Annotated in this window: 14 protein-coding genes; 8 read left to right on the forward strand and 6 right to left on the reverse strand. The window is 71.9% G+C overall.

What is annotated here, in order from left to right; genetic code table 11:
- Positions 1 to 26 precede the first annotated feature (26 nt).
- From ABZV06_RS11845 to ABZV06_RS11870, 6 genes are all read left to right on the forward strand, one after another.
- Positions 27 to 2,276, forward strand: coding sequence for a hypothetical protein (locus ABZV06_RS11845; protein WP_355246751.1), 2,250 nt, complete (start codon positions 27 to 29; stop codon positions 2,274 to 2,276).
- 25 nt (positions 2,277 to 2,301) lie between these two features.
- The gene (smpB, locus tag ABZV06_RS11850; RefSeq protein WP_355246748.1) at positions 2,302 to 2,793 is read left to right on the forward strand and encodes an SsrA-binding protein SmpB; all 492 of its coding nucleotides are present in this window, start codon (positions 2,302 to 2,304) and stop codon (positions 2,791 to 2,793) included.
- Between the two features lie 115 nt (positions 2,794 to 2,908).
- Positions 2,909 to 3,334: a TOBE domain-containing protein gene (locus ABZV06_RS11855; protein ID WP_355246745.1), complete on the forward strand. Its 426-nt coding sequence runs from the start codon at positions 2,909 to 2,911 to the stop codon at positions 3,332 to 3,334.
- Positions 3,331 to 4,125: a molybdate ABC transporter substrate-binding protein gene (modA, locus tag ABZV06_RS11860; protein WP_355620701.1), complete on the forward strand. Its 795-nt coding sequence runs from the start codon at positions 3,331 to 3,333 to the stop codon at positions 4,123 to 4,125. The genes ABZV06_RS11855 and modA overlap by 4 nt, the downstream gene beginning before the upstream one ends.
- Positions 4,122 to 4,937 (forward strand): molybdate ABC transporter permease subunit, encoded by an 816-nt coding sequence (gene modB, locus ABZV06_RS11865; RefSeq protein ID WP_355620704.1) that lies wholly within the window; start codon positions 4,122 to 4,124, stop codon positions 4,935 to 4,937. The genes modA and modB overlap by 4 nt, the downstream gene beginning before the upstream one ends.
- A 26-nt stretch (positions 4,938 to 4,963) precedes the next feature.
- Positions 4,964 to 6,031, forward strand: a complete 1,068-nt coding sequence (locus ABZV06_RS11870; protein WP_355620824.1) for an ABC transporter ATP-binding protein — start codon at positions 4,964 to 4,966, stop codon at positions 6,029 to 6,031.
- 61 nt (positions 6,032 to 6,092) lie between these two features.
- Here the strand turns inward: ABZV06_RS11870 and ABZV06_RS11875 are convergent, their stop codons facing one another.
- Genes ABZV06_RS11875 through ABZV06_RS11890 form a run of 4 tightly spaced genes read right to left on the reverse strand, consistent with a single transcriptional unit; the run spans position 6,093 to position 8,872 of the window.
- On the reverse strand, positions 6,093 to 6,506 hold the full coding sequence (locus ABZV06_RS11875; protein ID WP_355620707.1) for a type II toxin-antitoxin system prevent-host-death family antitoxin: 414 nt from the start codon (positions 6,504 to 6,506) through the stop codon (positions 6,093 to 6,095).
- Between the two features lie 42 nt (positions 6,507 to 6,548).
- A complete protein-coding gene (locus tag ABZV06_RS11880) occupies positions 6,549 to 7,121 on the reverse strand; it encodes a GNAT family protein (RefSeq protein ID WP_355246734.1) in 573 nt (190 codons plus the stop codon).
- 59 nt (positions 7,122 to 7,180) lie between these two features.
- A complete protein-coding gene (locus ABZV06_RS11885; RefSeq protein ID WP_355620710.1) occupies positions 7,181 to 7,621 on the reverse strand; it encodes a hypothetical protein in 441 nt (146 codons plus the stop codon).
- A 33-nt stretch (positions 7,622 to 7,654) separates the two neighbouring features.
- Positions 7,655 to 8,872: a hypothetical protein gene (locus tag ABZV06_RS11890; RefSeq protein WP_355620712.1), complete on the reverse strand. Its 1,218-nt coding sequence runs from the start codon at positions 8,870 to 8,872 to the stop codon at positions 7,655 to 7,657.
- A gap of 155 nt (positions 8,873 to 9,027) precedes the next feature.
- Here ABZV06_RS11890 and ABZV06_RS11895 point away from each other — a divergent pair, with 155 nt between their 5' ends.
- Positions 9,028 to 10,587 carry an NAD(P)/FAD-dependent oxidoreductase gene (locus tag ABZV06_RS11895; RefSeq protein WP_355620715.1) on the forward strand — a complete coding sequence of 520 codons (1,560 nt, stop codon included), beginning with the start codon at positions 9,028 to 9,030 and terminating at the stop codon, positions 10,585 to 10,587.
- A gap of 31 nt (positions 10,588 to 10,618) precedes the next feature.
- On the opposite strand, the gene ABZV06_RS11900 is transcribed toward ABZV06_RS11895, so the two are convergent.
- A complete protein-coding gene (locus ABZV06_RS11900; protein ID WP_355620717.1) occupies positions 10,619 to 11,044 on the reverse strand; it encodes a hypothetical protein in 426 nt (141 codons plus the stop codon).
- A gap of 831 nt (positions 11,045 to 11,875) precedes the next feature.
- Here ABZV06_RS11900 and ABZV06_RS11905 point away from each other — a divergent pair.
- Entirely contained in the window at positions 11,876 to 12,829 is a 954-nt protein-coding gene (locus ABZV06_RS11905; protein ID WP_355620720.1) for a hypothetical protein, read from the forward strand.
- Between the two features lie 255 nt (positions 12,830 to 13,084).
- On the opposite strand, the gene ABZV06_RS11910 is transcribed toward ABZV06_RS11905, so the two are convergent.
- The gene (locus ABZV06_RS11910) at positions 13,085 to 14,365 is read right to left on the reverse strand and encodes a cellulose binding domain-containing protein (RefSeq protein ID WP_355620723.1); all 1,281 of its coding nucleotides are present in this window, start codon (positions 14,363 to 14,365) and stop codon (positions 13,085 to 13,087) included.
- Positions 14,366 to 14,379 lie beyond the last annotated feature (14 nt).

A 14,379-nucleotide genomic window follows, 5' to 3' on the forward strand; every position in this document is an offset into this window, starting at 1 on the left:
GGCTGTCGCACACCTGCGGAGGGCCCATGGCGGACGCGTCGCCGACCGAGCCGACCGGTCGGATCGTGGAGCTGCGGGTGCACGGCGTCTCGGGCGCGGGCGCCGACCAGGTGCTCGACCGGCCGCACGTCCACCAGGTCGCCGGAGACCGCAGCGGCGGGTTCTACCGCCCTCGACCGGGCTACCCGGACTCGACCGGCACGGACGGCGTGACGCTGGAGGCGTACCGCTGGAGTGACCTGCCGTCCGGCACGGCCGTACGGACGCTGTCGCTGGTGTTCCTGCTGCCCTTCATGCTCTGCAACGTGGCGCTCTGGATGCGCCCGGCCAACGATTCGGCGAAGCACGCCGTCGTCGCGTTGGGTCGGGTGCTCGCACTCACCCTCACGATGCTCTACGTGCTGTCCATCGTCGGGGTGGCGGTGGACCTCGTCGCCTGGCGGTGCATGGGTACGCCGAGCTGCCTGGACGGACGCAACTGGCTGTCCTGGCTCGGCGGGCGTTCGCCCGGCGTACGCCTGGGCGTGCTGGCCCTGGTGCCGGTCGCGGCCATCGGGATCGTGTGGTGGCTGGCCGCCCGGCCGAGTCACTCGTTCGACGCCTTCCGCACCGGCGCGGTCCAGGAGACCTCCGTGTCGCAGTTGAGCGCGGTCGGCCAGTGGGACGGCACTCCGGTCGTGGGACGGCTGCGCTCGGTGCACGTCGCGGCGGCGTTCGCCACGCTGGACGGCAGCCTGCTGGCCGCCTGGGACAGCGAGAACTCGTCGTGGGCGCGGGCGGCCCTCGCGGTGGCGACGGGTGGGGTGCTGCTCGCCTGCCTGGTCCTGCTGACCTGGGTACGGGGCATGGACCAGACCAGACCGGTGCCCGGGTTGGAGGGCGTCACGCGCGGGCTCCGCACGATCGCCTGCGGCCTGACGATCCTGGTGATCGCGTACACCCTGGCCAGTGGCGAGCCCTGGCCGCACAGCGAGATGTTGCCCGGGTACAGCGCCATCGTGGCCTGGTTGTTCGTCAGCCAGACCTTCCTGCTGGTCATCCTCGCGGCGACGGTGCTCGGGGCGCGCGGCGGCGGACGGCGTGCCGACGGACAACGGCTCCCGCGGCTGCGCGCGCTGGGCGCGCCGGTCTTCGTCACGGTCGCCGCCGGTCTCGCGGTCGCGTTCTCCGCCGAGTTGGTCTACCGCGTGGCGGACGTGTTGGACCGCGACGGGCGGCAGATAGACCGGTTCGCGTTCGGCCCGCCACTGGCGTACAAATGGGCGATTTTCGGGTTTTTCCTGGCGGTGGCGGCGGCGGTGCTGGTGGGCGCGCTGGTCACGGTCGCGACCCGTGCCAGTCGGTGGCGGGCCGCGCGGGCGATCGTGGCCGCGGACTTCCCGGACGCGCCGCCGGAGGCGGCGACGCGGCTGCGGCGGGTCGAGCAGGCGGTCGCCCGGGCCCGGTTCACCGAACGCGTGGAACCCCTTGCCGTGGTCTACGCCGCATTCGCCGCGATCGGGCTGGCCACCAGCCTGCTCGGCCTGTTGCAGCTCTATCCCGGCGACCTGTTCCAGGCGTACCTCGGTGTGCCCGACAGCTTCGTCAACTTCCTCATCGGGGCGGGCAACTACGCGATCGCCGCGATCCTGATCGGGCTCGTGATCGGCGGCATCTTCGCCTACCGGACGGCCGGGTTCCGCCGGTACGTGGGCGTCCTGTGGGACCTGGGCACCTTCTGGCCCCGAGGCGCGCATCCCTTCGCGCCGCCCTGCTACGCCGAACGGGCGGTGCCGGAGTTGACCAAGCGGATCACCTACCTGGTGGACCAGGGCGAGGCGGTGCTGCTGGCGGGACACAGTCACGGCTCGGTGCTGCTCGCGGCCACACTGCTCCAACTGCCGCGGCGGGTCACCGACCGGGTCGCACTGCTCACCTACGGGTCGCCGCTGAGCCGGCTGTACTCGCGGCTGTTCCCCGCCTACGTCGAGACACGGGTGCTGCGGGACATCGGCGAGCGCATCGGCTGGCGCTGGGTGAACCTGTGGCGCGACACCGACCCGATCGGTGGGTGGATCTTCGCCCCGCACCGGCCCGGGGACACCGCGACGCCGGCCGGGCCGGAGGCCGCGGTGGACCGCCGGTCGACCGACCCGCAGGGCGTCGTCCCGCCGCCCAGCGACAGCGTGCCGCCACCCATCCTCGCTCACCTGCCGTGCGAGTCGCAGGAGGAGTTCACGCAGGCGGTACGGGATTTGACGGCGCGCCTGCGCACCGAGCACCGGACGACGGGTTGAGGCGGCGGCCGGATATCGTCGCCGGGTGAGCCCGTCCCGACAGCCCGAACGCCGACTGATCGCGTCGAACAAGAAGGCGCGGCACGAGTACGCCGTGCTGCGCACGTACGAGGCCGGCATCGTGCTGGTCGGCACCGAGGTGAAGTCGCTGCGCGAGGGACGGGCGTCGCTGGTGGACGCGTTCGCGCACGAGCGCGACGGCGAGATCATGCTGTACGGGCTGCACATCGCCGAATACCGCTACGGCACGTGGACCAACCACGCGCCCCGCCGCAACCGCAAGCTGCTGCTGCACCGCTCCGAGATCGGCAAGATCCTCCAGGAGGTCCGCGAGGGCGGCGTGACGCTGGTGCCGCTGTCGATGTACTTCGACAACGGGTGGGCGAAGGTCGAGCTGGCCCTGGCCAAGGGCAAGCGCACGTACGACAAGCGGCAGACCCTCGCCGAGCGCGACGCGAACCGCGAGATCGCCCGGGAGCTGGGCCGGCACCTCAAGGGTCACCCCCGCCGCCCCTGACCGGCGGCCCGGTCTGAGCCCGGCTCGCAACTGCGGCTGATAGCGCCTCTTCGACGCGCAGAATCAGCCCTCCTCGGCCCTGCGCCCTCGCAGATGCGGACGCTATGGTGGTCCGGTGACGACCTTCCGGATCGGCGCGGCGGCCGACCTGCTCGGCGTCAGTGCCGACACGATCCGCCGCTGGGTGGACGCCGGGCGGCTGACCGCCGGGCGCGACGAGCACGGCCACCGTGTCATCGACGGCGTCGATCTCGCGGCGTTCGCCCGGGCACAGGCCGCCGACCCGGACCCGGGCGTCGGGCTCTCCTCGGCCCGCAACCGCCTGCGCGGCATCGTGGTCGACGTCCGCAAGGACACGGTGATGGCACAGGTCGACATCCAGGCCGGCCCGTTCCGGGTCGTGTCGTTGATGAGCCGGGAGGCCGTGGACGACCTCGACCTGCGGGTCGGTTCGGTCGCCGTCGCCGTGATCAAGTCGACGACGGTGGTGGTGGAGCGTCCCGCGCCCACCGCCCCTTCCGGGGCGAGGGTGCACGGATGAGCCGTCGGGCCCGATGTGTCGCGGCGGCACTGGTGGTGGCCGTGCTGGCGACCGCCGGCTGCGATCGAGCCGGCGCCCCGGCAACCGGGGGTGACACCCCGGACGGTCGCGTCGCCGGCACGGTGACCGTGTTCGCCGCCGCCTCGCTGACCGGGTCGTTCACCCGCATCGCCAGGGACTTCGAAACCGCCAACCCGGGCGTCACCGTCACCCTCAACCTGGCCGGCAGCTCGGCCCTGGCCAACCAGATCACCCAGGGCGCCCCGGCGGACGTCTTCGCCTCGGCCGCGCCGAAGAACATGGCGACCGTGACGGACGCCGCCGAGGCCGACGGCACGCCGTTCGTCTTCGCCCGCAACCAACTGGTGATCGCGGTGCCCAGCGGCAACCCGAAGGGCGTGACCGGCCTCGCCGACCTCGCCCGGTCGGGAGTGAAGGTCGCGCTCTGCGCCGACCAGGTGCCCTGCGGCGCGGCGGCGCGTACCGCCCTGACCGCGGCCGGGGTCACGTTGACGCCGGTCACCCTCGAACAGGACGTCAAGGGTGCGCTGGCCAAGGTCAAGCTCGGCGAGGTCGACGCCGCCCTCGTCTACCGCACGGACGCCCGCGCCGCGAGCACCGACGTGACCGGCGTCGAGTTCCCCGAGTCGACACGGGCGATCAACGACTATCCGATCGTCGCGCTGAAGGGCGCGCCGAACCGGGCCGGCGCGCGGGCCTTCGTCGCGTACGTCCGCTCGGCGTCGGCACAGGCGGTCCTCGCCGAGGCGGGGTTCCAGGCGGCTTCGTGAACCTGGTCCGCGATCACACCACTTCCCGACGACGGGGGCGGGTGCCGGCGGGGCTGCTGATCCCGGCCGGGCTGGGCCTGCTCTTTCTCGTCCTGCCGCTGGCCGGGCTGGTGGTCCGGGCGCCGTGGACGACGCTGCCGCAGCGGCTCACCGCGCCAGGGGCGTTGACGGCGCTGCGCCTGTCGGTGCAGACCGCGACCCTGGCCACGCTGCTCTGCCTGCTGCTCGGGGTACCCCTGGCCTGGCTGCTGGCCCGGGTCGAGTTCCCCGGCCGACGGCTGGTCCGCGCCCTGGTCACCGTGCCGCTGGTGCTGCCGCCGGTGGTCGGCGGCGTGGCGCTGCTGCTCGTCTTCGGCCGGCGCGGGCTGCTCGGCGGCTGGCTCGACGCCACGTTCGGCATCACCCTGCCCTTCACGACCGCGGGCGTCGTCCTGGCGGAGGCGTTCGTCGCCATGCCGTTCCTCGTCATCGCCGTCGAGGGCGCGTTGCGCGCCGCCGACCACCGCTACGAGGAAGCCGCCGCGACGTTGGGTGCCAGCCGGTGGACCACCTTCACCCATGTCACGTTGCCGCTGGTGGCGCCCGGGCTCGCCGCCGGTGCGGTGCTGTGCTGGGCGCGGGCGCTCGGCGAGTTCGGGGCCACCATCACCTTCGCCGGCAACTATCCGGGACGTACGCAGACGATGCCCTTGGCCGTCTACCTGGCGCTGGAGACCGACCTGGAGTCCGCGATCGTGCTCAGCCTGGTGCTGCTGATCGTCTCGGTGGGCATCCTGGCCGCGTTACGGGACCGCTGGATGGCTGCTCCGTGACCACGCCGCCGCCGGACGACCGGCCCGTGACCACGCCGCTGCTGGCGGCCCGGCTGGTCGTCGACCGGGGCGACTTCCGGCTCGACGTGCCGCTGCGGGTCGAGCCCGGCGAGGTCGTCGCGTTGCTCGGACCGAACGGGGCGGGCAAGACCACCGCGCTACGTGCCCTGGCCGGGCTGCACCCGCTCACCGCCGGTCACGTCACCCTCGGCGGTGTCGACCTGGACCGGCCGGCGACACGCGGGTGGGTGCCGACCGAGCGCCGGCCGATCGGCGTGGTCTTCCAGGACTACCTGCTCTTTCCGCACCTCAGCGCGCTGGACAACGTGGCCTTCGGGCCACGCCGGCATGGCGTCGACCGGAGAGCGGCGCGGGCCACGGCCCAGGACTGGCTCGACCGGGTGGGCCTCGCCGACCAGGCGCGCCGTAAGCCCCGCCAGCTGTCCGGCGGGCAGGCGCAGCGCGTGGCGCTGGCCCGCGCGCTCGCCGTCGGACCATCGCTGCTGCTGCTCGACGAGCCGCTGGCCGCCCTGGACGCCCGTACCCGCCTGGAGACCCGCGCGGAGCTGCACCGTCACCTGGCCGCGCACCCGGGCGCCACGGTCCTGGTCACCCACGATCCGTTGGACGCGTTGGCGTTGGCCGACCGCCTGGTCATCGTCGAGGGTGGGCGCGTCGTCCAGGAGGGCGACGGCCCGAGCGTCACGGCACGCCCGCGCACCGACTACGTGGCGCGCCTGGTCGGACTGAACCTCTATCGGGGGCGGGCCGAGGGCCACGGGGTACGGGTCGCGCCGGAGCTGACCCTCAGCGTGGCCGACCGGCTCGACGGCGACGCGTTCGTCGCGTTCCGCCCGGCGGCGGTGGCCCTGCACCCGTCACGGCCCGAGGGCAGCCCTCGCAACACGTGGGCGGGGACGGTGACCGGCGTCCAACGACACGGTGACAACGTGCGGGTGCAGGTGGACGGGCCGGTCGGCGTCGCCGCCGACGTCACGCCGGCTGCGGCGGCCCAGCTTAGGCTGATTGCTGGCCAGCGTGTCTGGGTGGCGGTCAAGGCGACCGAAACACACGCCTACCCGGCCACGACCTGACGCTGCCGCCGCCTCGGAGTCGATGTGTTCGCGGCGGTGTCGGCCTGCGGCGCGCGGGTGGTCAGTCGGCGAGCAGGGCGGCGTGCGCGGCGCGCAGCCGAGCCAGCGCCGGGTCGCTGCCCGGGACGACCCGACGGTCCAGCTCGGCCCACACCTCGGCCAGCGCCGCGCGGACCGCGCCCAGCTCGGCGGCGTGCCGCTGGCTGCTGCGGCGGTGCTGCTCGTCGAGGCGGCGGGCCCAGCCGGCGGTGACCGCGGCGAGCCGGTCGGCGTCGGCGCGGGCCTGGGCGGCGCTGCGGGCCGCGGCGGCGGGAACGATGGCGGCGACCGGGCGGGGATCGCCGTCGCGGGTGACGACGGTGACCGCGTCGGTCAGCTCGGCCAACGCGACGAGCTGGCTGAACCGGGTGCGCGCCTCACGCAGCGGCACGGAGCGCGGCGGGTCGGGATGCGGGGTGAGCGCGGGGATGGCCATGAATGGATGGTGCCGCCCGGGTACGACAGAAATCCGCTGTCGTCAGTGGATGGTGGGCGGCACCGGTGTGGGCTGGGCCAGCCACTCGTCGGCCAGCACCGACCAGATCTCCAGGTCGACGCGCCCGCGCGGGTTCGGGTAGACCTGCCGCAGGGTGCCGTCGTGGCGCAGGCCGAGCCGGCGGGCCAGGGCGATGCTGCGGGTGTTGGCCGCGTTGGTGCGCCACTCGACCCGCTGGATGCCGCGCTCGCGGACCGCCCAGTCGATGATCCGGCGGATCGCGGGGGCCATCAGGCCCCTCCCCTGCGCGTCCGGCTCGAGCCAGCAGCCGACCTCGCAGATGCCCAGCGTGACGTCGAACGACACGAACATGACCCCACCGACCAGGGTCCCGTGCCACCACAGTCCCCAGATGCCGCCGCTGTCGCTGGCCCAGCGATCGGCGTAGCGCTGCAACACCGCGCGGGCCGACGCCAGGTCGGTGGCGACGAAGGTCGGCGACACCCAGGGCCGGATGTGCTCCCGGGACCGGTCGAGGTTGGCGAGGAACTCCTCGGCCCGCCACGGCTCCAGCGGGCGCAGTTCGACCTCGTCGGTCAGCGGCAGGGCGAACACCGGGCCTCCCCCGAAGTTGGCGACGACGGGTAGCAGCCTCGCACAGGCCAGCTGGGTCTTCAGACCGGCAGGTACGTCCGCAGGGCGGCGAACTGGGCCACCGTCAGGTACGAGGGGTTGGCCGCCTGCGGCTGACGGAACACCTCCAGGGCGGCGAGCCGGCCGTCGGCGCGCAACGCCTGCCGGGGCAACCGGTCCGGCTCGAGGAGGATGGGCAGCTCCAGCGGCACCGACCACTGTTGCCCCGGCGGCCCCGCCTCGGCCGGCCCGGTGACCCACCCGAGGCCCCAGACCCCGTACGGCAGGCGGGCACGGCTGCCGCTGGCCCAGAAGACCACCGGCTGCCCGGCGCGCATCAACCGGGCCCGGTAGCCGGGGCGTACGCACCAGCTCGTGACCAGGGGCTCGCGGGCGAAGCGGGCGGCGAGGTCGACTGCGTCCGCGTTGCCCTTGATCAGCCAGGCGCCGAGGTTGTCGAGGCGCACCAGTGGCTCGGTCATCGCCTCATCCTGCCCCGGCCGACACCCGTCCAATCAGATGATCATGTGGGTCCAGTAGGTCAGCCAGAGCACGAACAGCGCACCCTGCACCACAGCGAGGGTCGCCGTCAGCCACACGTCGACGCTCGCGCGACGGGCCCAGCGGGCCAGCACCAGGGCCACCGGGAACACGGCGAGCAGATACCGCAGCAGACTCTTGTAGACCGGCGGGCCCATCGACAGCGGCACCAGCACCATGAGCACGCCGTAGACCAGATACGGCAGCTCCCGGCGACGGAACCCGGCGGCCAGCACAGCCAGCACGACCAGGGCGAAGAGGACCCGTCCGGCGTCGCGCGGCTCTCCGGCCAGGGCGTCCACCACCACCGGCACCGGGTTCTGCACCTCGATCCCCCAGCCGGCCTTCTGGGCGTGCTGGTAGGCGAACCAGTCCCCGCCACGCCACCGGCAGAACGCCATGAAGGTGAACCAGCCCGCGGGCAGCAGCAGCAAGGGCCAGCCGGTCCGCAGGTACGCGAGCAGGGCGCGTGGACCGAGCCGCCAGTCGTGCTGGCGCAGCAGCACCAGCGCCAACGGCAGGGCGACGAGCAGTCCGAGAGATCGGCTCATCGCCAGGAAGTAGCCGACCACCCCGACCAGCAGCCACCGGCGACGTTCGGCGTAGTAGAACGCGGCCAGCGCGAGGCAGACGAACAGCGACTCGGTCAGCGCGGCCTGGAACAGGAAGGCCGTCGGCAGGAGCACCAGGTAGCGGGTGAAGCGGCGGGCCGCGTCCGCGTCGCCCAAGAGCAGCTCGGCCAGCCGGTAGCCGTACACCAGGGCGCCCAGGAACGCGACGTTGCTGATCAACAGCAGGGCCAGCGCGTTGTCGCCGCCGAGCAGCGCGCCGACCGGCCGGGCAAGGAAGGGGTAGAGCAGCGGGAAGCCGAAGTCGCCCCACGGCCGCCCGGTCAGCGGCAGCTCGCTCAACCGTAGGTAGAGCAGCGCGTCCCAGGCGAACCAGAAGGAGATCCACCGATGCCCGGAGACCTCGCGCTGCTGCGCCCACATCAGCGCCTCGTCCGGCGGCGGCGCGCCGGGTATGCCGTCCCAGGCGTGCAGGACCAGCAGGCCGAGCAGGGTCAGCACCAGCTTCGCGCCGAGAAACAGCCCGATGAGGTACGGCCAGGGCGGCGGCACCCGGCGGACCAGCCGCCCGACGGCCCCGGCCAGCGCCTGCGCGCGCTGCCGGCCGCTTCGCCACCGGTGCATCCGCCCCGCTCCCCCGGTCCGCCGAACCGCCCGCCCTTCTCGTTGTACGCCCCGAAGGACCCGGCGGGAGGAGAAACCCGCCAGGACCAGGAGGTGACATCTCGGGCATAACGGGTACGCGTGCCGCCTCGACCAGTGGCAGGGAGTACGGGGGCATGAGCGAGCAGCACGGCACGGTGGTCATCGGCGCGGGCCCGGCGGGGCTCACGGCGGCGTACGAGTTGCTCCGGCACGGGCAGCCGGTCCGGGTCTTCGAGGCCGACGAGGTGGTCGGCGGAATCAGCAGGACCGTGGAACGCGACGGGTGGCGCTTCGACATCGGCGGGCACCGGTTCTTCACCAAGGTCCCCCGGGTGGAGGCATTCTGGCACGAGATCCTGCCGGACGAGGACTTCCTGACCCGACCGCGGATGAGCCGGATCTTCTACCGGGGAGCCCTGTTCAACTATCCGCTCAGCGCGACGAACGCCCTGCGCAACCTGGGGCTGCCGGAGGCGGTGCGCTGCCTCGGCTCGTACGCCCGGGCGCGGCTGCGGCCACCCCGCGACCAGTCGCACTTCGAGGGCTGGGTCTCGGCCCGGTTCGGGTGGCGGCTGTACTCGATCTTCTTCAAGACGTACACCGAGAAGGTCTGGGGTATGCCGGCGGACCGGTTGCAGGCCGACTGGGCCGCGCAGCGGATCAAGAACCTGTCGCTTGCCACGGCGATCCGCAACGCGGTGCTGCCGCGCCGCCGCCGCACCGACGTGACCAGCCTGATCGAGGAGTTCCAGTACCCGAAGTACGGGCCGGGGATGATGTGGGAGCGCTGCGCCGAAGAGGTGCGCCGACGCGGCGGGGAGATGTCGACAGGCACCTGGGTGACCGCCGTGCACCGCGACCCGAAAGGACGTCGGGCGATCAGCGTGACGCTCAACGGCGCTGGCGGGCAGCGTACCGAGCCGGCCGACGACGTGATCTCGTCGATGCCGATCTCGGAGCTGGTCGCCGCGCTCCGCCCGCCCGCGCCCCCGGCGGTGCTGGCCTGCGCCGCCGACCTGCGCTACCGCGACTTCCTGACCGTCGCCCTGGTGGTGCCGGCCGAGTTCTCGTTCCCCGACAACTGGATCTACGTGCACGACCCGGCGGTGAAGGTGGGCCGGATCCAGAACTTCGGCTCCTGGTCGCCGTACCTCGTCAAGGACGGTCGCACCTGCCTGGGCCTGGAGTACTTCGTCTTCGAGGACGACGAGATGTGGCGTACCCCCGATGTCGATCTCGTGGCCCTGGCCACCGCGGAGCTGGAGCGGTTGGGCCTGGTCCGCCCGGGTGTGGTCGAGGCCGGGCACGTCGTGCGCATGCCCAAGGCCTACCCGGTGTACGACGAGCGCTACCAGCACAACGTGGACGTGATCCGGGCCTGGCTGGCCGAGGCCGTGCCGAACGTGCACCCGGTGGGCCGCAACGGCATGCACCGCTACAACAACCAGGACCACTCGATGCTCACCGCGATGCTGACCGTCGAGAACATCGTCACCGGCAGCACGCACGACGTCTGGTCGGTCAACGTGGAGCAGGACTACCACGAACAGTCGACCGACGACGGCGCGCGCCGGGGCACCGGCCGGGACGCGCCGGTGCTGCCGAGCCGGATCATCACCGCACCGATCACCGCTCCCGAGGGCGCCCGCGCAGCCGGCGACGGCGGCCGATCCGCGCAGGCGCCGCTGGTCTGAAAGACCGGGGCTCGTTACGGGAGCGCCGGCGTCAGATCGGCCCGCTGGTGTAGATCGCCGTGCTGCTCTCGTTGCCGATGAACGGATTGTTGACCGCCCACAGCAGACCCTCCTCGTACTCCGGCACGTCGAAGTTGCACATGACCCAGCCGGCGTCCGCTCCGCTGCCGTTGAAGCACTGCCGACTCCAGTCGGGTCCCTGGATCGTGCCGGCGGCGGACGCACCGTTCGCCTTGGTGTCCTTCACCCAGACACGGTCCCCGTATGCCGCGAAGCACGCCTTGGCGCCGGTCGTCGACACGCACCACACGTCGACACCGTTGGCGGCCGGCGGCGCACCGCTCGGCGTTCCCGTGGCCGCCGACGCCGCCGAGGCGGTTCCCACCAGAACGAGAGCCACGGTCGTCGGCACCATGATCAGTGCACCGGCCAGCCGCGTACTCGGCTTTCTACGCATCCACGTCAACTCCCCCGCATCCACCGTGATCGTCATTTCGGTGCTGGACGGTAGCAGCCAAGCTCACGCTCGACGAAGCCGACGTGGACGGTGGTTCACCTGCCACCGACGAGCCCCCGGCGTTGCAGTTCGTCCCGACGACAGGCTTGGAGGCGCCGAGGCGACGTTCCCCGTCAGCGGTTGAATCGTGTTCGGTCAGTCCGTACGCCGAGCTGCGTGAGCCATCGGCGGATGACTGTGAAGTCCGCGTCGGTCAGACTCCAGGGCCAGCAGCCGACGACCGTCATCAAGGAAGATCAAGGGGCAGTCGACGAGATCGGGCGGCACGGTTCGAACCGTATCGCCGGCTGACCGATGATGGGTGTTCCGATCAGCCGTTCCGACAACGCCTTACGGCCTCTGGGGTGCGGTGCTTGACGGCACATTTGCCGTGCCGGTACGCGGGAGCGGGCACAGCCGACCGCTTCGACGATCCGCTGCGGAGGGCAGTGGTGAGGGGCCGCTCAACCGCGTGGTACTTGAACGCGCTGACCGGGTTGGCGATTTGCGAGGCCGCATAGGTGGCCCTGCTCACGCTCTTCGGCACGACGGCCTTGCGAACCGCCCGCTTCGCCGAACGGACCGGATGGACAGCGCGCCGGACCCCGCGCGGAATGAAAAGACGAGACAGGAAACCCATGCGGCGACGCTAGCGCTCGTCGACGCATCAGGGGAGTCGGCCGTGCGGATGGCCCGGCGGTGTCAGAACGGGCAGAAGTCCGTGAAGGTGGCCCTCCCCGACTGCAGGTCCGACCGACGAAAGGACCGTTGGACTCCCGCTACCATGCCCTCGTGATCGAGGAGTTGATCAGACGTGCCGCCGCCGAGGACGACGACGCGATCGAGGAGTTGTGCGCGATCGCGGACAACGACCCGCTAAGGCTGACGCCGCACCAGGGTCTCCTGCTCGACCTCGATGTGCTGTACCCGGCGAAGTTGTACCGCGCGGCGGACGTCGACGTGGTCCGTCGGGTCATCGAGCAGGTCGACAGTGGCCGCACGCCCGACCGGCTCAACCACCTGCTCATGGTCATGGCGCACAGTGCTCACCCGTCGGCCGAGAGCGCCCTGCGTCGCTGGACGACGCAGCCTCCCGCGGGTTCGGGCGAGCTTCACGTCAGTGCGCTCAGCTACGCCCACGAGGGCGGCTGGGCGGTCGGCTCGGACGGCCGGCGACGGGACCTGTGCGGGGACACCGCGTACCGGTGGGTCATGCGCGAAACAGCGCCAGGCCCGGATCGGCCCGGCTGCCCCTGGTGCGCCTCGCCGCTGTGGGTTGCCGCCGACCTCGACACCGCGGATGCCGCCATCGCCGCAGCCCTGGCCCACACGGGGTGGTCCGGGCGGTTGGTGGTCGAGACCTGCCACTTCTGCGCCTGCTACGCGACGTTGTACAGCCACGTCACTCCGACAGGTGGCACCACCTGGTGGGCCGGCAACAGCCGCCCGAGCTACCTGCCGGACGCCGACGAGCCGGAGGATCCCCCGACGCTGGCGCCGGTTCCCGGGCAGGCATTGGCGAGCCCGTATCAGGTCAGCGCCTGGAACCAGGGTGGATCGACACTGGGTGGCCGGCCCGAGTGGATCCAAGACGCCGAGCACGCCGACTGCCCGGGTTGCGGTGAACCGATGGACTACGTGGGTCTCATCGCTGGGGCCGATCTGGACGACTACGGCGAGGGCGCCTACTACCTGCACCTGCACCAGCCGTGCGGGTTCGCGGCGGTGAACTACCAGCAGAGTTGAGGGCCGGGAAGGGCTCCACCACGGAACGCTGGCACGTCCGCGTTCGACTCAGAACCACGTCCATCGACGGATTGCCCTCCACACCCGTCCGCGCATCCGTGCGCGCTCCTTCGCGAGATGCCCTAGGCACGTCGCGGCGAGCGCACCGACCCGGCGATCATCGTGTTCGAGCAACCGAAGGTGCAGTTCCGGCAGCTCCATCCAGCCCCCGTTGCCGTACGGGCCGTGCCGGACCATGGCGTCCAGTCGTGGCTGTCACCTCAGGTAGGCGGCGAGCGGGATGTTCTGCGCCCGGAGGGCGGTGACGATCAGGCCGGCGATCTGTCTGGCGCCGGCAGCCTCGAAGTGGGTGTGGTCGTTGCAGAAGAACGCGCCGACCGCGCCCGTCGAGTAGTCACCGTTGTTCGGGCACAGTCTGAGCGAGTTGTAGAGCGCCACGCTCTTCGCGTGCAGGTCGATGACCGGTACGCCGTTGGCGGCGGCCGCAGCCGTCGTCTCGGCGACGAAACCGCGGTTGCCGACGGCGGTGCCGCCGCTGCAGGTGATCGCCGCGACCGGGGTGACGAAGATCGGCTTCACCCCTCTGGCCTTGGCGGCCGTCGCCATCACGCCGAGCAGTTCCTTGAAGCGATTGGTCCCGACGTGTCGCGGGCAGGCCGAGTCACCGTCGTTGATGCCGAACTGGATGATCAGATAGTCACCGGTCTTGAAGCCGCTGCCGGTGTCCAGCATCGCCGACCACCGCGCACTGTAGGCAGTCGAGCTGAGCGTGCACTCGCCGGCGGAGTTCTTGGTGGAGGTCACGTTGCCCTCGTACAGCCACGTCTGGATGCTGCGACCGCCGACGGCACTGTTCTGCACGGTGACTGCCGACGTGAAGGAGGGCGCGAACTGGCTACCCCAGCCGATCGGGCAGGAACTGGCGTTCATCATGGTGGAGTCGCCGGCCATCCACACCCTGATCGGCGCGGGTGTCGGTGACGGGGAAGGGCTGGCCGACGGTGTGCTCGGGCCGGTGCAGGGTGTCGGCTCCGGCGTCGGCGCAGTGGGCGTCGGTGTGGGAGCGGTGGGTGTCGGCGTCGGCGTGGGGGCAGTCGGCGTCGGCGCGGTGGGCGTTGCTGGCGGCGAGCCGGCACAGGTGGTGCCGTTGAACGAGAACGACGACGGCACCGGGTTGCTGCCGCTCCACGAGCCGGTGAAGCCGAAGTTGACCGATGCGCCAGAGCCGACGGCACCGTTGTAGCTCACATTGGTGGCCGTCACCGCCGAACCGGCGACCGTGACGGTGGCGTTCCACGCCTGCTGCACGCCCTGCCCGGGGGCAAGACTCCACGCGACGCTCCAACCGGTCACCGCGTCGCCGAGGTTGGTGACGACGACATCCGCCCCGAACCCGCCGGCCCACTGGCTGGTGATCCGGTAGTCGACAGCGCAGGCCGGGGTGGCGGCCTGGGCGGTGGCGATGCCGAGCCCGCCGGCCACGACGGTCAGGACCGTTGCCGTCAGGACCACGAGACGCGATCGGCGAACCGTCATCGGGTTACTCCTGC

The organism is Micromonospora sp. NPDC005172 (assembly GCF_040608555.1).
Taxonomy (GTDB): Bacteria; Actinomycetota; Actinomycetes; order Mycobacteriales; family Micromonosporaceae; genus Micromonospora.

Excerpts from the sequence above, each read along its gene's own strand:
- ABZV06_RS11845 (WP_355246751.1), top strand. The coding sequence starts at position 27 with ATGGCGGACGCGTCGCCGACCGAGCCGACCGGTCGGATCGTGGAGCTG.
- ABZV06_RS11900 (WP_355620717.1), bottom strand. The coding sequence starts at position 11,044 with ATGCGTAGAAAGCCGAGTACGCGGCTGGCCGGTGCACTGATCATGGTG.
- ABZV06_RS11875 (WP_355620707.1), bottom strand. The coding sequence starts at position 6,506 with ATGGCCATCCCCGCGCTCACCCCGCATCCCGACCCGCCGCGCTCCGTG.
- ABZV06_RS11910 (WP_355620723.1), bottom strand. The coding sequence starts at position 14,365 with ATGACGGTTCGCCGATCGCGTCTCGTGGTCCTGACGGCAACGGTCCTG.
- ABZV06_RS11890 (WP_355620712.1), bottom strand. The coding sequence starts at position 8,872 with ATGCACCGGTGGCGAAGCGGCCGGCAGCGCGCGCAGGCGCTGGCCGGG.
- ABZV06_RS11885 (WP_355620710.1), bottom strand. The coding sequence starts at position 7,621 with ATGACCGAGCCACTGGTGCGCCTCGACAACCTCGGCGCCTGGCTGATC.
- modA (WP_355620701.1), top strand. The coding sequence starts at position 3,331 with ATGAGCCGTCGGGCCCGATGTGTCGCGGCGGCACTGGTGGTGGCCGTG.
- ABZV06_RS11895 (WP_355620715.1), top strand. The coding sequence starts at position 9,028 with ATGAGCGAGCAGCACGGCACGGTGGTCATCGGCGCGGGCCCGGCGGGG.